General features: G+C 48.9%; 17 protein-coding genes and 3 tRNA genes. 8 read left to right on the top strand and 12 right to left on the bottom strand.

What is annotated here, in order from left to right:
* From cobA to AC9UG7_RS02270, 7 genes are all read left to right on the top strand, one after another.
* Entirely contained in the window at window positions 1-810 is an 810-nt protein-coding gene (gene cobA, locus AC9UG7_RS02300; RefSeq protein WP_509583673.1) for a uroporphyrinogen-III C-methyltransferase, read from the top strand.
* A gap of 63 nt (window positions 811-873) precedes the next feature.
* A protein-coding gene (prfB, locus tag AC9UG7_RS02295) for a peptide chain release factor 2 (RefSeq protein WP_509583671.1) occupies window positions 874-1978 on the top strand; the annotation gives its coding sequence in 2 pieces (ribosomal slippage) (window positions 874-954 and window positions 956-1978; 1104 coding nt in all).
* Window positions 1979-2009: 31 nt separating this feature from the next.
* Entirely contained in the window at window positions 2010-4661 is a 2652-nt protein-coding gene (pepN, locus tag AC9UG7_RS02290) for an aminopeptidase N (RefSeq protein ID WP_509583670.1), read from the top strand.
* A 3-nt stretch (window positions 4662-4664) separates the two neighbouring features.
* A complete protein-coding gene (locus AC9UG7_RS02285) occupies window positions 4665-5669 on the top strand; it encodes a class 1 fructose-bisphosphatase (protein WP_509583668.1) in 1005 nt (334 codons plus the stop codon).
* A gap of 402 nt (window positions 5670-6071) precedes the next feature.
* Window positions 6072-6341, top strand: a complete 270-nt coding sequence (locus tag AC9UG7_RS02280; RefSeq protein ID WP_509583666.1) for a hypothetical protein — start codon at window positions 6072-6074, stop codon at window positions 6339-6341.
* Between the two features lie 198 nt (window positions 6342-6539).
* Window positions 6540-7454, top strand: coding sequence for a cobalamin B12-binding domain-containing protein (locus AC9UG7_RS02275; RefSeq protein ID WP_509583664.1), 915 nt, complete (start codon window positions 6540-6542; stop codon window positions 7452-7454).
* A 65-nt stretch (window positions 7455-7519) separates the two neighbouring features.
* Window positions 7520-8848: a hypothetical protein gene (locus AC9UG7_RS02270; RefSeq protein ID WP_509583663.1), complete on the top strand. Its 1329-nt coding sequence runs from the start codon at window positions 7520-7522 to the stop codon at window positions 8846-8848.
* A gap of 8 nt (window positions 8849-8856) precedes the next feature.
* Here AC9UG7_RS02270 and AC9UG7_RS02265 read toward each other — a convergent pair whose 3' ends face one another.
* Window positions 8857-10200 carry a hemolysin family protein gene (locus tag AC9UG7_RS02265; RefSeq protein ID WP_509583661.1) on the bottom strand — a complete coding sequence of 448 codons (1344 nt, stop codon included), beginning with the start codon at window positions 10198-10200 and terminating at the stop codon, window positions 8857-8859.
* Window positions 10201-10237: 37 nt separating this feature from the next.
* Between AC9UG7_RS02265 and AC9UG7_RS02260 the strand changes: the two genes are divergently transcribed.
* Window positions 10238-11086 (top strand): symmetrical bis(5'-nucleosyl)-tetraphosphatase, encoded by an 849-nt coding sequence (locus AC9UG7_RS02260; protein WP_509583659.1) that lies wholly within the window; start codon window positions 10238-10240, stop codon window positions 11084-11086.
* On the opposite strand, the gene AC9UG7_RS02255 is transcribed toward AC9UG7_RS02260, so the two are convergent.
* From AC9UG7_RS02255 to AC9UG7_RS02205, 11 genes are all read right to left on the bottom strand, one after another.
* A complete protein-coding gene (locus AC9UG7_RS02255) occupies window positions 11083-12489 on the bottom strand; it encodes a DEAD/DEAH box helicase (protein ID WP_509583657.1) in 1407 nt (468 codons plus the stop codon). The genes AC9UG7_RS02260 and AC9UG7_RS02255 overlap by 4 nt on opposite strands.
* Window positions 12490-12550: 61 nt before the next feature.
* Window positions 12551-13120, bottom strand: a complete 570-nt coding sequence (dcd, locus tag AC9UG7_RS02250; protein ID WP_509583656.1) for a dCTP deaminase — start codon at window positions 13118-13120, stop codon at window positions 12551-12553.
* Window positions 13121-13174: 54 nt separating this feature from the next.
* Window positions 13175-14266, bottom strand: coding sequence for a BMP family ABC transporter substrate-binding protein (locus AC9UG7_RS02245; protein WP_509583654.1), 1092 nt, complete (start codon window positions 14264-14266; stop codon window positions 13175-13177).
* A 94-nt stretch (window positions 14267-14360) separates the two neighbouring features.
* Window positions 14361-14437 (bottom strand) — tRNA-Asp (locus AC9UG7_RS02240).
* A 49-nt stretch (window positions 14438-14486) separates the two neighbouring features.
* A tRNA-Glu gene (locus AC9UG7_RS02235) sits at window positions 14487-14562 on the bottom strand.
* Between the two features lie 23 nt (window positions 14563-14585).
* Window positions 14586-14661, bottom strand: a tRNA-Ala gene (locus tag AC9UG7_RS02230).
* Window positions 14662-14701: 40 nt separating this feature from the next.
* Window positions 14702-16081: a glutamate--tRNA ligase gene (gltX, locus tag AC9UG7_RS02225; RefSeq protein ID WP_509583652.1), complete on the bottom strand. Its 1380-nt coding sequence runs from the start codon at window positions 16079-16081 to the stop codon at window positions 14702-14704.
* Between the two features lie 13 nt (window positions 16082-16094).
* Window positions 16095-17306, bottom strand: coding sequence for an O-succinylhomoserine sulfhydrylase (locus tag AC9UG7_RS02220; RefSeq protein ID WP_509583650.1), 1212 nt, complete (start codon window positions 17304-17306; stop codon window positions 16095-16097).
* A gap of 8 nt (window positions 17307-17314) precedes the next feature.
* The gene (gene purF, locus AC9UG7_RS02215) at window positions 17315-18829 is read right to left on the bottom strand and encodes an amidophosphoribosyltransferase (RefSeq protein ID WP_509583740.1); all 1515 of its coding nucleotides are present in this window, start codon (window positions 18827-18829) and stop codon (window positions 17315-17317) included.
* Window positions 18829-19311: a CvpA family protein gene (locus AC9UG7_RS02210; RefSeq protein ID WP_509583648.1), complete on the bottom strand. Its 483-nt coding sequence runs from the start codon at window positions 19309-19311 to the stop codon at window positions 18829-18831. Before AC9UG7_RS02210 ends, purF begins: the two co-directional genes overlap by 1 nt.
* Window positions 19312-19314: 3 nt before the next feature.
* The gene (locus AC9UG7_RS02205; RefSeq protein WP_509583647.1) at window positions 19315-20031 is read right to left on the bottom strand and encodes an SPOR domain-containing protein; all 717 of its coding nucleotides are present in this window, start codon (window positions 20029-20031) and stop codon (window positions 19315-19317) included.
* Between the last annotated feature and the right edge of the window lie 5 nt (window positions 20032-20036).

Genomic DNA, 20036 nt, shown 5'->3' with positions numbered 1-20036 from the left:
ATGTCCCATTGCTTGCCTCCCAATTCACGCGCCAAAGTTACCTTGGTAGGTGCCGGGCCTGGCGACCCTGATTTGCTTACCCTCAAGGCTGTGAAAGCTATTCAGTCTGCCAGCGTCTTGCTCGTTGATGATTTGGTACATCCCGATGTACTCAAGCATGCGGATAAAAACGTACGCATTATTCATGTCGGCAAACGTGGGGGTTGCCGCTCAACGCCGCAGGCATTTATCGAAAAGCTCATGGCCCAAGAAGCCTTGGCGGGCGAAACTGTGGTTCGCCTCAAGGGCGGTGATCCTTTGATTTTTGGCAGGGCTGGTGAGGAACAAACCTATTTACAAGCGCAAGGCATAGAGGTTGTTGTGGTCAACGGCATCACCGCCGCTTTGGCTGCAGCGCATGACCTTGGAATTGCACTGACCCACAGGGCCCATGCCCATGGGGTGGTATTCATCACTGGTCATGCATCCATGGCACAGCACCCTAGTTCAATGCCTGCGGTCAATTGGGCGCAGATCGCGCGCACCGCCAATGATTGCCAATTGACGTTGGTGATTTATATGGGTGTGCAAACAGCTGAGCAGTTGCAACAGGGCTTACTCGTAGGCCTCTCCCCCGACACGCCGGTAGCGGTGGTGCAAAACGCCAGTTTGCCTTCACAACGCCATGTTTGTACAGACCTTGCACAATTAAATGCCGTTTTTACCGAAGAAAAACTGACCAGCCCAGCCATCATCATCATTGGCAACGTATTGCTTGGCCTGCGTAACCTCTCCGCCAATTACCCACCTGAGCAAGCGCTGGCCGGTTAATTCAGTGGCGTCCATGGCGCTCAGAGGATAATCTGTGCTTATTCACGTATTTTGAGGCTACACATGGAAGCAGAACGTATCAATACCATTGGCAATTTATTGGTCGACCTTGGGGCCCGCACCCTCGACCTTCGGGGGTATCTTTGACTACGATGTCAAATCGGAGCGACTGAGAACAGTTAACGCATCGCTGGAAGACCCTGCGGTATGGAATGACCCCAAGAAGGCACAGGAACTGGGCAAGGAAAAAAAATCCTTGGACGATATCGTGCTGGTGATTAGCCGACTTCATCAAGAGATAGATGACAACACTGAGCTCTTTGAGATGAGCAAAGCCGACAACGACGATGCCGGTTTGATCACCATTGAAGAAGATACACAGCGTATACAAGCTGAAATTGAAAAACTTGAATTCCGCCGCATGTTCAACAACCCGGCTGATCCACTCAATGCGTTTTTAGATATACAAGCAGGTGCTGGTGGAACCGAAGCCTGCGATTGGGCCAGTGTGTTGCTGCGCCAGTACCTGAAATATGCTGAACGCAAAGGCTTTAAAGCCACGCTGGAAGACGAGTCCCCTGGCGATGTGGCAGGCATCAAAGGCGCCACATTGAAGATAGAGGGCGAATATGCATTCGGGTTACTGCGAACAGAAACTGGCGTACATAGACTCGTGCGCAAATCGCCTTTCGATTCTGCAGGCGGACGACACACCAGTTTTGCAAGTATTTTTGTCTATCCCGAAATTGATGATTCGATTGAAATCGACATCAACCCAGCGGATGTACGCACCGACACTTTCCGTGCCAGTGGCGCGGGTGGTCAACACATCAACAAAACCGATTCAGCTGTACGCCTGACGCACATACCCACCGGTATCGTGGTTCAGTGCCAGGACGGACGCAGTCAGCACAGCAACCGCGATGTTGCCTGGAAACGCCTGCGCTCTCGCTTGTACGATTTTGAAATGCGCAAACGCATGGAAGCGCAGCAAAAACTTGAAGACACGAAAACCGATGTTGGCTGGGGCCACCAAATACGCAGTTATGTACTTGACCAGAGTCGCATCAAGGATTTGCGTACCAATGTAGAAATCAGCAATACCCAAAAGGTTCTAGACGGTGATCTAGATACTTTTATTGAAGCATCGCTCAAACAAGGTGTTTGAGCAACTTTGAATATGACAACGGAGATTTCCCATGTTTCGTGAAGGCCAGGCTGTGATCACTCGGCGTCAAGACTACCAACCACCCGGCTTTTGGATCGACAGTGTCGATTTGGTGTTTGACCTTGACCCTCTCAAAACGCGTGTGCTCAACACCATGCACATACGTCGCAATCCGGATGTGGCATTGCAAGCCTTAAAGCTTGATGGAGAAGAGTTAAATCTCTCCCGCGTATTGGTCAACGGCCAGGGCACTTCATTCAAGATGGAAGGTGATCAACTGGTTTTAGAAAATCTGCCCCAAGACACCGAAGTATTCAAGCTGGAAATTTTCACTACTTGTCATCCCTCGAAAAATACGCAGTTAAGTGGTTTGTATGTCAGTCAAGGCTCTTTCTTCACGCAATGTGAAGCACAGGGTTTCAGACGCATCAGTTATTTTTTGGACAGACCTGATGTGATGTCTTTGTATAGCGTCACTCTCAGAGCCAGCAAAACCGATTACCCGGTACTTTTGTCCAATGGCAATTTGGTTGAACACGGCGATATGGAGGATGGGCGTCATTTTGCAAAATGGGTAGACCCGCACCGTAAGCCCTCCTACTTATTTGCCTTGGTGGCTGGCAAGTTAGTGTGTCGCGAACAACGCATCACAACGCGTCATGGCAAAGAGCATTTATTGCAAATTTATGTGCGCTCTGGGGATTTGGATAAAACAGATCACGCCATGCATTCACTGATGGCCAGCATTGCATGGGACGAGGCGCGTTTTGGCCTGAGTCTGGATTTGGAGCGCTTCATGGTGGTCGCGACCTCTGACTTCAACATGGGCGCAATGGAAAACAAAGGATTGAATATATTCAATACCAAGTTTGTTTTGGCCAGCCCCTCCACCGCCACCGATCTGGATTACGCGAACATTGAAAGCGTTGTGGGTCATGAGTATTTTCACAACTGGACTGGAAACCGCATCACTTGTAGAGACTGGTTTCAACTTTCCCTCAAAGAAGGTTTGACTGTGTTTCGTGACCAAGAGTTCAGCCAGGACTTGTCTGGATCTGAATCTGCCCGGGCTGTCAAACGCATAGAAGACGTGCGGTTGTTACGCACCATGCAATTCGCAGAAGATGCTGGTCCCATGGCGCACCCTGTCAGGCCCGACAGTTACATGGAAATCAACAATTTCTATACCGTCACCATTTATGAAAAGGGCGCAGAAGTTGTTCGGATGATGCAAACCTTGGTCGGTCGTGCTGGCTTTGCCATGGGCATGAAGTTGTATTTTCAAAGACATGATGGGCAGGCTGTGACTTGCGACGATTTTGTTCAAGCAATTGCCGATGCCAACCCGACCACAGAATTACATAAACAACTTCAAGTATTCAAGCGTTGGTACTCCCAAGCAGGGACACCGCAGGTAGTGGTTCATCTGGAGCACGACACCGCCCATGACCGCCTTTCGCTGCATTTTCAACAGTCATGCCCCACCACACCTGGACAAATTTTAAAAGAGCCCTTTCTCATACCCATTCGATTGGGATTATTGAACAACGCTGGTCAAGTTGTTCTAGAAGATCAGTTAATCGTCTTGAACCAAGCCCAGCAAACATTGGTGATTGAAGGCATCAAAGAACCTGTCATACCCTCACTGTTGCGAGGCTTCAGTGCCCCTGTGCAACTTCATTACGAATACAGCGAAGCACAATTGCTGGTCCTTTTAGGGCACGACACTGATCCATTCAACCGCTGGGAATCAGCCCAAAGGTTGTTTATGTCAGCGGCTTTGCAGGCAATAAACACAGAACATCTGTCAGACCAACTGCTGTCGCCGGAATTGATCGAAGGACTTCGCCATATTCTGCGTCATCCTCAACTCGATGCCGCCTTCAAAGAATTGGTCTTAACGCCACCAAGTGAAACATATATTGCCGAACAATCTGACAGCGTTGACCCGCAAAAAATTCATCAAGTGCGCGAAGCCGTGCGTCAGCAAATTGCCATTGAATTGGTGGATGATTGGCATTGGGCTTTCGTGCATTACCAAGTAAAGGGCGCATACTCAGCTGATGCAGTTTCTAGCGGTTGCCGAAGCTTAAGCGGGTTGGCATTGAATTACCTCTGCCTGGCAGGACATGTGTTGCGGCAAGAGCAATGGGCGCAACAAGCATTGCTTACTTTCAAGCAAGCGCACAACATGACAGAGCGAATGCATGCGCTGCTAGCCCTGATTGGTATCAATCATGCGTTGTCTGAAGATGCGCTGTCGTTATTTCGCCAACAGTTCAAAAACGAAGACTTGGTCATGGACAAGTGGTTTGCGTGTCAGGCTTCAGCTTGTGATCACAACGGTCATGTGCTCGCACGTGTTCGTCAATTGATGCAAGATCCTGATTTTCAAATCCGCAATCCCAATCGAGCCCGTAGTCTGATTTCCAGCTATTGCAGTAATCCAGCTGCATTTCACCGCAAAGACGCATCCGGCTATGTGTTCTGGAGCGAGCGTGTGCTGGAACTAGACAGCTTTAATCCGCAAGTGGCTGCGCGCCTTGCCAGAGCACTGGATCGCTGGCGCAAGTTGGTTGAACCCTATCGCAGCGCTGCTCATGAAGCTATCCGACGTGTGGCAGCCAAAGATGATTTAAGCGCAGATGTGCGCGAAGTGATTGATTCTGCTACCCAGGAATAAAACATGGCTACTTCATTGTCCCGTTATCTGGTTGAACAACAACGTGCCAAAAACCACATACCACCCGAGCTTCGATTACTGCTTGAAGTAGTGGCTCGCGCTTGTAAAAGCATCAGTCATTCAGTCAACAAAGGGGCCTTAGGCGGCGTGCTTGGTTCTGCTCAATCTGAAAATGTGCAGGGTGAAGTACAAAAAAAACTCGACATCATCGCCAATGAAGTACTGATTGAAGCCAATGAATGGGGTGGGCATCTTGCGGCCATGGCTTCTGAGGAAATGGACAGTATTTATGTGGTGCCCAACCGTTATCCCCAAGGTGAATACTTGTTGTTGTTTGACCCCTTGGATGGCTCAAGCAACATCGATGTGAATGTCAGTATTGGAACTATTTTCAGCGTTTTGAAAAAACCCGAACACAGCGACAATGTCAGCGAAGCTGATTTCTTACAACCAGGGCATGCACAAGTGGCAGCTGGATACTGTGTGTATGGCCCGCAAACCAGTTTGGTCTTGACTGTTGGCGACGGCGTTGTCATGTTTACCCTAGACAGGGAACAAGGGTCTTTTGTATTGACGCAAGAAAGCGTGAATATTCCGGCGGATACGCGTGAATTTTCAATCAATATGAGCAATATGCGACATTGGGATCAACCAGTCACAGACTATATTGCCGAATGCTTATCAGGTAGTGCAGGACCACGAGGTAAAGATTTCAATATGCGCTGGGTCGCCAGCATGGTTGCCGATGTTCACCGCATACTGACGCGCGGGGGTGTATTCATGTACCCTTGGGACAAGCGCGAACCGGACAAACCTGGCAAGTTGAGATTGATGTATGAAGCAAATCCTATGAGCTGGTTGATCGAGCAAGCGGGTGGCATGGCTACCAATGGTGTTGAACGTATTCTCGATATTCACCCCACGCAATTGCACCAACGAGTCAGCGTATTTCTCGGCTCCAAAAATGAGGTGGAGCGGGTCACATCCATGCATCAAAGCAGAAGTTAATGTGTTTTTTGTCATCCATCATCAAAGGTAGACGTGATGAAAATTCTTTTTTATATTGCCATTATTTTGACTTTTAACGTTCAAGCCGAGGAAAGCGGGTGCAAGTCCATTCAAGACAACGATAAAAAAAATTATTGCTACGCGACAGAAACCAATCAAAAATCTTTTTGTTATACGATCGGTGAACAAGATTTAAAGAACCTCTGCATGGCTCAACTTAAAAATCAAAAAAGTTTTTGCTACAAGATTTTTTCCACTGAAACTCAAAAAATATGCCTGAAATCCATCAAATAAAAAGGGCACATTCGCCCCTGGCTATGAATAATATCGTTGCGAAAGCCTGACTTTCTCGATGAATGCTTGATAATTAAAACCACACATTAATTTTCACAGAAAGTAACTATGGCTAACCAAACCAGTGAACTCATCAACGCGATGGTATTGCGGGAAATGCAGGATGGTGTGATACGCGACGGGTTATGGGCTCAAGCGCTGCTTGAAGCAGACTATGACAAAAACAAAGCCAAATCCATTTACATACGCCTTCGTGCAGCAAGCATGCAACAAGACACCAAAATGCTATTGGTACGTCAGATTCAGCAAGCCATGAAAAGCGACGAAGTCAAACGCAAAGATTTCATCTCTGCGGTAGATTTGAAAAAACCGCGCTGATCAAGGGCTGGACTTTCCTGTTCAAAAAAATGTGCATGGCGCTAAAAACAAGGTAAACCCTGAGTAATCACGGCTCTGTTTAACTATTTGCTGGGGATTTACCCTTGCAAGGCTGGCAAAGCGACTGAATTACAGTCAAAATACATTCAGGTTGTAAAAATAAATCAGTCAGACGCTTTTCTACATTAGGAGCGATTCATGGGTTTAAGCATCTCACATTTAATCAATATTCAAACCTTTCCCAAACTCAATCATTTTTCTGGGATTGTTTTATCCGCGCTTTTAAATGGCGCCAACCATCGAAAGCAAGAACAATTTACTGACGCACTGGACATCTCCTCCGAAGCCAGTTGCTTTAAGTCCATTCTCTCTGTCATTGAAGCGCAAATCATTCCCAGTCTGATTGATGCACACCCAGCTACTCTGGCTCTTGATCAGGTAGCCACAACCCATTCAAAAGAATTTACTTCAGATGAAATCGAAACATTTTGTCTGGCTTGTATCGGCAATGATGCTGATAAGCCTCTTGAGTTTGTCACTGCTTTTCTCGACCAAGAGGTTTCTATCGAAAGTATCTTCATGGACTTGATCACTCCCGCGGCCAGATGGTTAGGCACGCAATGGGAGGAAGACAAAATGGATTTCACCGCGGTGACCGAAGGCTTGATGAGAATGCACCAAGTAACGCGCAATCTGGGCTATAGGAATCAAAACTCCCCCCAAGCAGCTGGCGAGATCAAACGAATACTGCTGGCTTGCGCACCTGGTTCCATGCATATATTAGGTCTGAGCATTGTCAGTGAATTTTTTCGCAATGATGGTTGGCATGTGGTCATGGAACTAGCGTCTACCGAACAAGATTTGCTACAAACACTTCGCAGAGAGTGGTTTGACGTGATTGGTCTGTCAGTGGCTTTGGCCGAACAACTACCAGGCCTGCCTGCATTGGTGAAGACCATCAAATCTGCCGCACTCAATCCCAATACACGAGTGATCTTGGGAGGCCGCGCGGTCACTTTAGACAGCGATTTATTGAAAAATACTGGCGCAGACGGATTTTCTACCCACGCGCCTGAAGCAGTCATTCTTGCAAAAACCCTGTTAACCGCTTAAAAGTAAATTAAATTACTAACTTCTCGTTTTAGAGAAAGCCAGACTGCTAGGGTTAAACTGAGCCCATGGCAACTAACCCACCACCCATAATCAGAAGCAGCAAGCCGTTTTCTGTCGAAGTGCCCGAAGGTTCGAACAGTGCAAAGGCGCGGCGCAGTGATATCGTTGCGAACGATGAAATAAATGCCACGCAAAAAACATACAACTTTTTTGACGCCAATCACGAGTCAGAATCGGGCGTACAAAACGAACGCCTGAACGACGTCAATCAGTCAGCAGATTTTCAACATGAAGTCAGTCATGGTGAAGATGGATTGATTCAAGAAACTGCAGAAGATGCAGCTCAAAATATATTCAGCGAAGACCCAAGTGATGAAATAAGAAATCTGCAACAGGTCCATGAGGATAAAGATGGTGTCAATAAAGCATTGATTCCTGACAGTGACCATTTATCAGCCAATGATGGGCTGATGCTCAAAGAAGATACATTGAAGGATCGTTTGGCTGGCGAACCTACCACTGATGCTCTCAAAGATCGGTTTGCGGTGGAAACTGAATCTTTGACAGACAACAACTTACAGGCGATCGACGCAGATCATCAAAAAGCAAATCTACAACAGCTAGATGACGCATTTCATGACTCCAAGATACAAGGTGTGAGCCCTGACAAAACCCGTGACAATACTGCAAGCATCAACAACGGCTCGCTGAAAGATCAAGTATCAGGACAAGCAGCCTCTGCGCTACATGACCATTCTGCTGCAATCAATGGAGAAAGTTATTCACAAAATCAGCAATCTGTTCCAGATGCTGATGTTCACGATAACTTGCAAAGCTTGCCTAAAGACAAACTGACTGATAACTTGGCAAGCATTGATCAAGCGTCCATCCATGACAATACACAAGCGCTTGCTGACTCAACTCTCTCCGACAACCACCAAGGGACACTGGATGAGGGGTTCACCGATAACACACAAGGTGTTGACAATCCTTCATACCAAAATAATCAGCAAGGCATAGCTGATGATGTTTTCGAGAGCCATGAGGCAAGCACTGACAAAGCGCATGTACATGACCATATCGAATTATTGCCTGACACTACCAGATATTTAAAAGATGGCCCCAAGCCGACAGCCCACATCATTGATTCTTCAGTGAACCAGCAAACGGATACAACTTCTCTGGAAAAAGCTTCATCTCCTGGGCAAGAAGCAAGCACGCAGCATACTGCTGTTCATGCGCATCACATCCCCACAAATGCCGAAAGAAAATTGGAACACGAAAAAAGGCAAGAAGAATTCCACGGTCGAATCGATGCACTTCGTAAAAGTGTTTCTGGCATCAATCACATTTTGGATGAATTAGAAGAAAAGAAGTTCACGCCCAAATCCTGATTGATTTATCAGCCAGTCAAGTCAGACTTATCCTCTGGCACACCTACATGAATAGCCAGCACTTTATCGATGCGGCGTCCATCCATGTCAACCACTTCAAATTTCCAACCCATGGAATGAATAACTTCGCCCTCTTTGGGTAAATTGCCCACGAGTAGCATGATCAAACCGGCCAAGGTGTTGTATATACCCTTTTCCTGCATAGGTAACTCTTCAATTTCAAGCCTTGATTTCAACTCTTGAACGGGCATCAATCCATCCAGTAGCCAACTGCCGTCTTCGCGCTGTACCGCCCACGCATCCTGCGGCGATGTGGTTTGCACCAACTCCCCCGTGATGGCTTCCAAGAGATCACGTGGTGTCAGCAAACCTTGTACGACACCATACTCGTCTACCACCAAAACCATACGGGTACTTCTCACATGGTGTTTCATCTCACCCACCTGGTGAGGGCTTCGGAACTGATCAAGCAAGTCCAAGCCTGTCAATGTTTCGGGGACAAAAACAGCAGGTTCGGCCCATTCTTCCAGCGAAGACTGGCTGTCATAGTGATGCAGCATATTAGCCATACTGATCATTCCAATGACTTCATCCAGGCCGTTTCTGCAAAGCGGGTACCAAGAATGTGCGGCGTGCGGTTCAATATGTTGAAGTGCTTGCTGAATATTCCAATCGCTTTGCATCCAAACAATATCTGTCCTAGGTACCATCAAAGAAACAAGGCTTCTTTCATCCAGGTGAAAAACATTTTTCACCATTTGGTGTTCGTGTTGCTCAATCAAACCTGCGTCTACGCCCTCTACCAAACTGGCGGTAATTTCCTCTTCAGTCACTTGCCTGACCTTTTGCAAATCTATGCGCATCAATCGAAGAACAGTGGCTGTGCTCAATGACAAGGCTTTAACTAATGGCCTGGCCATCCATGACAGTGCCAACATCAATGGTGCGGTAAATCGAGCGGCAGTCTCTGGGTATATCTGACCCATACGTTTGGGCACCAATTCGCCAAACAAAATGGTATTGAGTGTGATCAATGTCACCACCAAAATGGTTGCCAATACACCTGCCAATACATCCGTGGCACCGGCATCGATGAACCAATCAGCCACACTCTCACTGAAGGCGGCCTCTCCGATAATGCCATTCAATACGCCCAGCGTAGTTATGCCGATTTGAATAGTCGATAAAAATTCAGTGGGCCGCCTTAGTAAATCCAAGGCTGCCTGCGCGCCTGTCAATTTTTCCTCTGCCATGGCCATCAATACAGCTTTGCGACTGGATGCCAGCGCCATTTCTGACATCGCAAAAATGGCGTTAAATAATGTCAACAAAAAAATCAGCAAGATATCCATAAATGGGTGATTAGGCTTTCGCAAAGTTGAATGTTGAATGAACGACAATCATGCCATGGCAATGTACTTGATTGGTGATGTTCAGGGTTGTGACCAAGCGCTTGGGCGATTACTCGACAAGATTCAATTCTCGCCGAGTCGAGATACTTTGTATTTACTTGGAGACCTGGTCAACCGGGGGCCGGACAATCTGGCCGTTTTGCGTCGCTTACGCAACTTGGGCAACAGCGTTAAATGCTTGTTGGGGAACCATGATTTCCATTTGCTTTCTTTGTACTTAAAAATATCCACTCTCAAAAAAGGGGACACCGTAGAGGATGTACTGAACGCACCGGATTGCGATGCATTGGTTGAATGGCTTCGCTTTCAATCACTGGCTCTGTATGAAGCCAATGTTTTGATGGTGCACGCTGCAGTCTTGCCCCAATGGACTTTGATACAAACACTGTCCTTGGCAGCGGAGGTTGAATCCGTATTGCAAGGCCCGAATTGGTCGGCATTTATGACGCATTTGTATGGCAATCAACCCAACAGTTGGGATGATAATTTGAGTGGGTACGACAGATTGCGTGTGATCGTCAATGGCTTAACACGCTGTCGATTTTGTACACCCGAAGGGGAAATGGAATTCGCGCACCACCGCGATGCTGCATTTGCGCCTGCTGGATACCTGCCTTGGTTTGAGGTTACACAAAGGCAAACCAAAGACACCGCCATCGCATTTGGTCATTGGTCATCTCTCAGTGCCTTGAACCGGCATGACATGATTGAATTAGACACCGGTTGTGTTTGGGGCGGGTGCTTAAGTGCGATGCGTATTGATACCGCTAGTGGCACAAGAGAACGTATCAAAGTGCAATGCGATACAACGGCACACACCATTTAGCTAGATTCAGTTGTCTTGAATAAAGCTGCGATATTGCGCTTAGGTTTGATATTGGGCGATATGCTGCGTCCATTAGACAAAACCTGATCTACTGAGGCGGATGAGACGACTGGCTCAGAACTGGCTTCATAGGGTTTGTCAAAAAATGGATCATGCACTTTGGCTGGTGGAACAAAGCGACTGCGAGTTACTGGTTTGTCATTGTCTGCATCATCTTCATTCCAATGACGACGCCCCGTATTTATTCGCCCCGCGGGTCGGTCGTCTTCGAACTCAAACGCTTGCAATTCAATTTTCTGCTTGGTCAATTTTTCTATATCAGTGACCAAGCGCGTATCTGTGGGGGACGCAAAACTGACCGCCAGCCCTTCAGCACCTGCCCGCCCTGTTCGGCCAATACGGTGAATGTAGTCTTCAGCGTTGTAAGGAATATCAAAGTTAAACACCGCCGGCACGTCTTTGATGTCTAAACCTCGAGCCGCTACATCGGTACACACCAGCAAATCGACCTCGCCTTTTTTAAACGCTTCTAGCGCTTTTAAACGTTCGTCTTGACTTTTGTCTCCGTGCAGAGCTGTGGTTTTCAATCCTTCACGTTCAAGTGAGCGAGCCAGTCTGGCACAACCTAGTTTGCTGTTGACAAACACAAAGGCTTGAGAAATGCCGCGTTGTTTGACAATTTGTTTCAAGGCACGGCGTTTGTCATCATCAGGCACGCTGAAAAACAATTGTGTGACAGTGGATGCCGTTTGATTGGGCCGCGCAACTTCGATGGTGACGGGATTTTGCAAATAACTCGAGGCCAAGCGTTTGATCTCAGGCGAGAACGTGGCCGAGAACAACAAGGTAGTGCGTTGCTTAGGTAAATAACTCAGTATGCGTTGCAGGTCGGGCAGAAAACCGATATCGAGCATGCGGTCGGCTTCATCCAACACCACATATTCAACTTGATTCAGCACTGCGGTTTTGGCTTCGATGTGGTCCAGCAAACGACCCGGCGTGGCCACCAGCACCTCTACCCCTTTTTTCAACTCCAGGGTTTGTGGCTTCATGTCCATACCGCCGAACACCACTGCGCAACGCAGTTGCGTGTATTTGGCGTACATCTTGACCTGTTGCGCTACTTGGTCAGCAAGTTCACGCGTGGGCAACAAGACCAATGCACGCACGGGATGCCTTGCAGGAGATGTTGAACTGTTTTCATGCTTGAGCATGCGTTGCAATAGGGGCAGCGAAAAGGCAGCGGTTTTACCAGTCCCTGTCTGGGCTGCACCCATCACATCTTGTCCGGATAAGACCACAGGAATAGCCTGCGCCTGTATAGGCGTCATAGATTCGTATCCCATTTCGGCGACAGCTTTCGCCAAATTGGGTGCCAACTGCAGTTGCGAGAATGAATTCATAATTGGTGTCTATTGTCGCACCATGCGCATACAGGGCTCAAAAGCCTTAAAACAAGGTTTTTCAAGCCTTGGGGAGAGTGACGCCAACTTGGCCCTGGTATTTGCCGCCACGGTCCTTATAGCTGGTTTCGCAAACCTCGTCGCTTTCAAAAAACAGTACCTGCGCACAACCTTCACCGGCATAAATTTTGGCTGGTAAAGGCGTGGTATTAGAGAACTCCAGCGTCACATAGCCTTCCCATTCGGGTTCGAACGGCGTGACGTTAACAATGATGCCGCAACGTGCATAGGTGCTTTTGCCCAAACAAATGGTGAGCACATTGCGCGGGATACGAAAATATTCCAAGGTGCGCGCCAGCGCAAAGCTGTTGGGCGGAATAATGCAAACATCAGAATGCATATCCACAAAACTTTTTTCGTCAAAGTTTTTGGGGTCGACCACAGTGCTGTAAATATTGGTGAACACCTTAAATTCAGGTGCGCAACGTATGTCATACCCATAACTGCTGGTGCCGTAACTGACGATTTTTTCGCCTGCGGCATTCAGCCGAATCTGGCCTGGTTCGAACGGTTCTATCATGCCGTGCTGCTCGGCCATACGGCGTATCCACTTGTCGCTCTTGATGCTCATGAGACTGCCTTTTGCAAAGATACGGGATTGTAGTTGGGCAGTATGGCCAGCCTCTCAGGGCAAAGAGCCCACCACACCACGCACCAAAAAATGCATTTTCAATATTTGCTCATCGGTCATGGTCTGCCCCTGTGCCAGTACGACACCGTCCTGGTTATCAAAAACCGGACCCGTGAAAGGCTGCAGACTGCCTTTAGCGACGGCGCGTTGCAACCTGGCCAATTCATTTTGAACCCGCTTGGGCAGGCGTGGACCAAAGCCTTCCACCTTGATCATGCCATCACGCACACCACCCCAAGTTTGGGTGCTTTGCCACCTTCCCAAAATAACATCTGCGGCACGCTGACTGTAATAGTTTCCCCAGTGATGAGTGATAGCCAGCAACTGCGCCTGCGGTGCCACTTGACGCATGTCAGAGTGGTACGCAATGGCCATTTTTCCGCGCTCTTGCGCCGCCACCATCACCGCATCTGAAGCTGTATGAAAAGAAAGCACGTCGACTTTCTGGTTCATCAACGTCATGGCAGCCTCACGCTCACGCGCAGGGTCAAACCACGTGTCAACCCAAATCAATTTCACTATGGCATTGGGGTTGACTGATCGCATGCCTAAGGTAAATGCATTGATGCCTTGAATCACTTCAGGAATAGGAAAAGCCGCCACATACCCGGCAATGCCAGTTTTGCTGACGCGCCCTGCAGCTATGCCTGCGAGAAACCGACCTTCGTAATACCGCGCGTTGGCAGTAGAGACGTTTACAGCCGTTTTATAACCAGTGATTGACTCGAATTTCACTTGAGGAAAATCTGCCGCCACTTTGAGTGTTGGCTCCATATAGCCAAAACTGGGGGTGATGATGAGGCCATAGCCTTGTTGGGCCATGTCTCTGATGACCCGCTCTGCGTCTGCGCCTTCTGGCACGTTTTCCACAAACTGGGTTTTTAGGGGCAAGCCACGCTTTTTCATGGCCTCTTCCAACGATAGCCGCCCGAGTTCATGTTGATGTACCCAGCCCGCGGGCAAGCGCGGCGTGACATAGACAAAGCCGACCTTCAAAGGATCGGTGATTGGTGCTTTTTGCTGACTGAAAGCGGGGGTTGAAAACATGGCAAGCGCACACAGCGCTGCGATGAGGTTTTTGTACATGGTGTTCCTCGACATGACCCTTTGCAGGGTGGAAAACTGATGGCGGTGAAGCGATCAGGACAAAAAAAACGCGCTTTCAAGCGCGTTTTCAAAATGGCGGAGTGGACGGGACTCGAACCCGCGACCCCCGGCGTGACAGGCCGGTATTCTAACCAACTGAACTACCACTCCTGGTAGATAGCTTTGTTTCGGCTTGTGCCAAAACCAAGTGCTACAAACTTGGCGACCCTACGGGGATTCGAACCCCGGTACTCACCGTGAAAGGGTGATGTCCTAGGCCTCTAGACGATAGGGTCAAATCCTGGACTTCCCGATATTATGGTGGAGGTAAGCGGGATCGAACCGCTGACCTCTTGCATGCCATGCAAGCGCTCTCCCAGCTGAGCTATACCCCCTGGCAAATATCGAGTCTTAGATTATAACCAGATAATTTTTTCATACATTGAGGAGAGAAATCGCATCTTCTCTTCGGAACAAAGAAATAACCGCATCTAAGGACGGAGTCTGCGGCGTACCCAACAGCAAAACCCTGGCTGGCATGGCCAGTTGGGGAATTTTTAATTCGTGTGACTGCAATACTTGTTTGATCACACCGGCAATCGCAGTTTTGTCCCAGTCAATTGTCTTTAAGCCTTCAGCTAGCGCATTTAAAGCAGGACGCACCTCATCCGTCACATGTAGCGCCAAGTCTTCGGCACTGGCTTGTACCGGTTGATAAAAGCGTTGTACCCAATCTGCCAGCGCGACGGTGGTATCGCATCGGTCTTTGAACACATCGCACATGGCCGAGAGGCGTTCGTCTGGGCTGATTCCGATGGCCTGCAAGTGAAGTTGCACCCGCACGGCTAAAGCATCACCGGTCATGGCTTTCAAATGCTGGGCATTCACCCAGCGCAATTTGGCTTCGTCAAACTGCGCCGCACTCTTACCCAAATGATCCAGAGTAAACCATTGCACGAATTGTTCAGGACTGAAAATTTCATCGTCGCCGTGGCTCCAACCCAGACGCGCCAGGTAATTCACCATGGCCTCAGGCAAGAAGCCTTCATCGCGAAATTGCGTCACTGGTTTGGCGCCGTTGCGCTTGCTGAGTTTTTCACCCTGCTCATTCAACACGGTCGGTAAATGCGCATAGACGGGTGGCGTATGGCCAAGCGCTTGAAAAATATGGATTTGTCTGGGCGTGTTGTTGATATGGTCATCACCGCGAATCACATGGGTGATAGCCATGTCTATATCGTCAACCACCACGCAAAAGTTGTAAGTGGGTGTGCCGTCGGGTCGCGCAATCACCAAGTCATCAAGCTCAGTGTTGCTGATGGAAATATGACTTTTGACCTTATCGTCCCAAGTCACTGTGCCGCTGAGCGGTGTTTTAAAGCGTAAAACGGGTTGCACACCAACGGGTACGGGTGGCAAAGTTTTGCCCTGCTCGGGACGCCAGGTACCATCGTATCGAGGTTTTTCTTTCGCCGCCATTTGCTTGTCACGCAAGGCATCAAGTTCGGCCACGCTCATGTAGCAAGGGTATACAAAGCCTTTATCTTGCAATTGCGCCAGCACTTGTTTGTAACGATCCATACGCTGCATTTGATAAAACGGGCCTTCATCGTGATGGAGACCCAACCACGCCATGCCTTGCAAAATCACATCAACAGCTGCTTGCGAAGAGCGTTCGACATCGGTATCTTCAATACGCAAAATAAATTTTCCTCCAGTGGCGCGCGCAAACGCCCATGGATACAGTGCGGAGCGAATATTACCCAGATGAATAAAGCCAGTAGGCGAAGGCGCAAATCGTGTGCGTGTGGTCATTTCATCAATCAACTTAAATAGTCTGCAAACCGCGAAGTAAATCGGTCTTCATGTCTTCAATATGCTCCAAGCCTACGGCGACGCGAATCAATCCTTGGCCTATGCCAGCGGCTTGTCTCTGGTTTTCGCTTAACTTGCCGTGCGATGTACTGGCTGGATGCGTTAATAACGTTTTGGTATCGCCCAAATTGGTACACAGCGACAATGTGTGCAAACTGTCGAGCACATGAAACGCACGTGCTCGGGCTTGTATGGGGTCTTTTGCCTTGATATCGAATGACAGCACCGCGCCGCCCATGCCTGACATCTGCTGCAATGCCAAAGCATGTTGTTCATGGCTTTTTAATCCGGGGTAATAAACACGCGACACCTCGGGATGCTGTTCTAACCAAACAGCAAGTTCATGGGCGCGCGCGCTTTGCGCCCGCATGCGAATGTCTAATGTTTCCAAGCCTTTGAGTACCACCCAAGCATTGAAAGGTGCCAAGACCATACCACTGTTTTTCATCATTGGCAAAAATTGTTCATTCACCAACGTGTGACTGGCACACAAGGCACCCGCCATCACACGGCCTTGCCCATCCAGGTACTTGGTGCCTGAATGCATCACAATATCTGTTCCCATTTCTACTGGGCGTTGCAAAATAGGCGTTGCAAAACAATTGTCGACAGCCAATAAGGCACCTGCGTTGTGAGCCAAGTCAGCCAATGCTGCAATGTCACACACATCAGTCAAGGGGTTGGTTGGCGTTTCTGCAAACAACAGTTTGGTGTTGGGTTGAATAGCAGCCTTCCAAGCTGCCAAATCGGTTTGGGACACCATGGTTGATGCCACACCGAAACGGGCAAACTCAGTTCCGATCAGCTTGATGGTTGAACCAAACATAGATTGTGAGTACACCACATGATCCCCGGATTTAAGCAGGCTGAACAACATCAAAGTAATAGCAGACATACCGCTGGATGTTGCAATGGCCGCTTGCGTTCCCTCTAGTGCGGCAAGTCGCATCTCAAAACTACTGACAGTAGGATTACCCGCTCGTCCATAGGTATACCCGTCCTCATCGCCTGAAAAACGGTCAGCAGATGCCTGCGCAGATGGTTGTACATAACCACTCGTCAGGTACAAAGCCTCGGAGTTTTCACCGTATTGGCTTTTTTCAACGGCCAAACGAACCGCCAAGGTTTCAAGGTGTAAAGAATCGGGCTGTGTGTGATCAGTCATGGTGCATATTAAACATGGGCATTAGGCAAAGCCAAGCGGGAATGGTCAGCATTGTCTTCCTCTGAGCCGATACGCTGCTGACTCATGCGCGAAATATCCTCGCTGCTGACATCTCCGGTAATGTAAATACCGTCAAAACATGAAGCATCAAAACCTTGAATACCTGGTGAGCCTGGTAAAGCTGCACGAGCAACAGCTTCAAGCATAGGAGCAATGTCTTGGTAAATCAGCGCATCGCATCCAATCAGTTCACGCACTTGCTCCACACTTCGGCCGTAGGCCACCAGCTCCTCTGAAGTTGGCATGTCAATCCCATAAACATTCGGAAAACGTACCGGTGGCGCGGCGCTGGCAAGGTAGACCTTGCGGGCTCCAGCGTCACGCGCCATTTGTACAATTTCACGACTGGTGGTGCCGCGAACAATGGAGTCGTCGACCAACAACACGTTTCTATCCTTGAATTCGCTGACGATGACGTTAAGTTTCTGGCGCACTGAGCGCTTACGCACTGCCTGCCCCGGCATGATGAACGTGCGGCCCACATATCGATTTTTGACAAACCCCTCGCGGTAAGGCTTACCCAGTAAATGGGCCAACTGCATTGCGCTGGGTCGGCTTGATTCTGGAATCGGTATGACCACATCAATGTCAGAAGGTGGCACGGTGGAGACCACCCGCTTGGCCAAAGTTTCACCCAAGTTCAAACGGGCTTGGTACACAGAAATACCGTCCATGGTCGAGTCGGGACGGGCGAGGTAAACATACTCGAATATGCAGGGCATGAGTTGTGGCTTAGCTGCACATTGATGGGCATGTAACTGACCTTGCATGTCGATAAACACCGCTTCCCCTGGCGCCACATCACGGACAAAGGCGTGACCCGTGCCTTCCAGCGCCACTGATTCACTACCCACCATCCAGGTGCCGTCAGTACCTTGCCCTAAACATAAAGGTCGAATACCGAAAGGATCGCGAAACGCTAGCAAACCATGACCCGCAATCATCGCGACAACCGCATAAGAGCCCTTGATGCGCAGATGCACACCGCTGACTGCTGCAAACACATCAGTCGCGGCCAAAGTGATGCCACGTGTGGTTTTTTCTAACTCATGCGCCAGTACGTTGAGCAACACTTCTGAGTCGCTCTCTGTGTTGATGTGTCGATGATCGGTTGAAAAAAGTTCGGCTTTGAGTACTTGTGCGTTGGTGAGATTGCCGTTGTGCACCATCACCAAACCAAATGGCGCGTTCACATAAAAAGGCTGCGCCTCCTCTTCGCTGTACGCGTTGCCAGCAGTCGGGTAACGCACCTGACCCAAGCCGATATTGCCAGGCAAGGCACGCATGTTTCTCGTGCGAAACACATCACGCACCATGCCCTTGGCTTTTTGCATGAAAAACTTTTGATCCAATTGCGTGACGATTCCCGCCGCGTCTTGTCCACGATGCTGTAACAACAGCAAAGCGTCGTAGATCAACTGGTTCACATGGGACTGACTGACAACACCCACAATGCCGCACATCAAGTCACCAACCTTTCCAATTGCACCGGCAACACCGGTTTGAGATACACAAGCAACAAATGAACAGTTTGTGCAACACGAGAACCCATCCATTCCAGATTGAACTTCAAGGGTGTCAAACCCACCAACAAAGTGATTGCCAATAACATGACAGCGGCACGCAACAGACCAAAAACACCACCCAATAACCTGTCAATCAAACCAAGCCCGGCAAAGGAGAGCAGTTGTTTGATCAAGTTAGCTAATAAAGTCATCACCAGCAAAACACATAAAAAAATAAGGACCCATGTACAAGCCACTCGCAAACCTTGAGCCCATGAAAGCGGTAACCATTGGCTTGCGTCTGCAGCGAATCTGCCAGACAAAATAAACCCGACGATCCAAGCCAATACAGAAAACACTTCCTTGACGACGCCTCGCCAAACCCCCAGCAGTCCAGAGAGCATCAGCAAAACCAGTAAAACCCAATCAACCGTATTCATTCATCAAAGTGTCAAGATCACTGCATTCAGTTGCAGTGATTTGGTTTTATTGACAGCTTTTTGAGCCTCTTCAAGCGTGGTGAATGGACCAGCTCGCACGCGGGTTCGTTTACCTTCGCTGGTCTGGGCCACATTTGTATAAGTCTTGACACCCGCTTTTTCAATTTTGGCGCGGACGTCCTTGATCTTGTTTTCGTCTGAATACGCGCCAAATTGAACAATGAAACGGTCAGCAGCTTTTTCTTTACTGACAGGTTTGGTGGTGCTTGCAGTCTCAACAGGCGTTGGAGTCGTTGTTTTGGGAGTTTCAGATTTGACTGATTTGTCAACCAATTTACCTTCTACTGCATGGTTGTCATCCGCGGCAGCAGCCAGCTTGGGAGCTTTTTTGCTGTCTGGCTCGACCAGTTGCTCCGTGCCTGACACAGTCTCCGAAATCGGGGGTTGAGACAAGGCGGCTTTGTCGGGTACGGGAGCTTGAGGGGGTTGCGTGGGTCGCACGGCATCTCGCTCAGGCATGTCAATCCGAATGTCCGAGGCCATATCCCGGGGCTTGGTATCAAAAACGATGGGGAACCCCACCACCGCAATGACCACCAGCACAGTAGCACCTATCAATCTGTGTCTGGCCTGTTTGCGCAAACTGTCCATGCTTTGGGCATCATCCTTGACAGCATCAGCAGAGGCGTTGGTTTGGGTGCGGGACTTGAAAAAGGCCATGAGCA

Source organism: Limnohabitans sp. (assembly GCF_046052765.1).
In the GTDB taxonomy this organism is placed as follows: domain Bacteria; phylum Pseudomonadota; class Gammaproteobacteria; order Burkholderiales; family Burkholderiaceae_C; genus Limnohabitans.
The sequence above is the reverse complement of the archived record's forward strand: the minus strand, read 5'-3'. Positions and strand labels throughout refer to the sequence as shown.

Bases quoted from the DNA above. Each gene is read 5' to 3' on its own strand.
- dcd (WP_509583656.1), bottom strand. From the start codon at position 13,120: ATGAGCATCAAGAGCGACAAGTGGATACGCCGTATGGCCGAGCAGCAC.
- AC9UG7_RS02280 (WP_509583666.1), top strand. From the start codon at position 6,072: ATGGCTAACCAAACCAGTGAACTCATCAACGCGATGGTATTGCGGGAA.
- gltX (WP_509583652.1), bottom strand. From the start codon at position 16,081: ATGACCACACGCACACGATTTGCGCCTTCGCCTACTGGCTTTATTCAT.
- AC9UG7_RS02260 (WP_509583659.1), top strand. From the start codon at position 10,238: ATGAACGACAATCATGCCATGGCAATGTACTTGATTGGTGATGTTCAG.
- AC9UG7_RS02205 (WP_509583647.1), bottom strand. From the start codon at position 20,031: ATGGCCTTTTTCAAGTCCCGCACCCAAACCAACGCCTCTGCTGATGCT.
- AC9UG7_RS02220 (WP_509583650.1), bottom strand. From the start codon at position 17,306: ATGACTGATCACACACAGCCCGATTCTTTACACCTTGAAACCTTGGCG.
- AC9UG7_RS02285 (WP_509583668.1), top strand. From the start codon at position 4,665: ATGGCTACTTCATTGTCCCGTTATCTGGTTGAACAACAACGTGCCAAA.
- AC9UG7_RS02210 (WP_509583648.1), bottom strand. From the start codon at position 19,311: ATGAATACGGTTGATTGGGTTTTACTGGTTTTGCTGATGCTCTCTGGA.
- pepN (WP_509583670.1), top strand. From the start codon at position 2,010: ATGTTTCGTGAAGGCCAGGCTGTGATCACTCGGCGTCAAGACTACCAA.
- cobA (WP_509583673.1), top strand. From the start codon at position 1: ATGTCCCATTGCTTGCCTCCCAATTCACGCGCCAAAGTTACCTTGGTA.
- AC9UG7_RS02245 (WP_509583654.1), bottom strand. From the start codon at position 14,266: ATGTACAAAAACCTCATCGCAGCGCTGTGTGCGCTTGCCATGTTTTCA.
- AC9UG7_RS02270 (WP_509583663.1), top strand. From the start codon at position 7,520: ATGGCAACTAACCCACCACCCATAATCAGAAGCAGCAAGCCGTTTTCT.
- AC9UG7_RS02255 (WP_509583657.1), bottom strand. From the start codon at position 12,489: ATGAATTCATTCTCGCAACTGCAGTTGGCACCCAATTTGGCGAAAGCT.
- AC9UG7_RS02275 (WP_509583664.1), top strand. From the start codon at position 6,540: ATGGGTTTAAGCATCTCACATTTAATCAATATTCAAACCTTTCCCAAA.
- AC9UG7_RS02265 (WP_509583661.1), bottom strand. From the start codon at position 10,200: ATGGATATCTTGCTGATTTTTTTGTTGACATTATTTAACGCCATTTTT.
- purF (WP_509583740.1), bottom strand. From the start codon at position 18,829: ATGTGCGGCATTGTGGGTGTTGTCAGTCAGTCCCATGTGAACCAGTTG.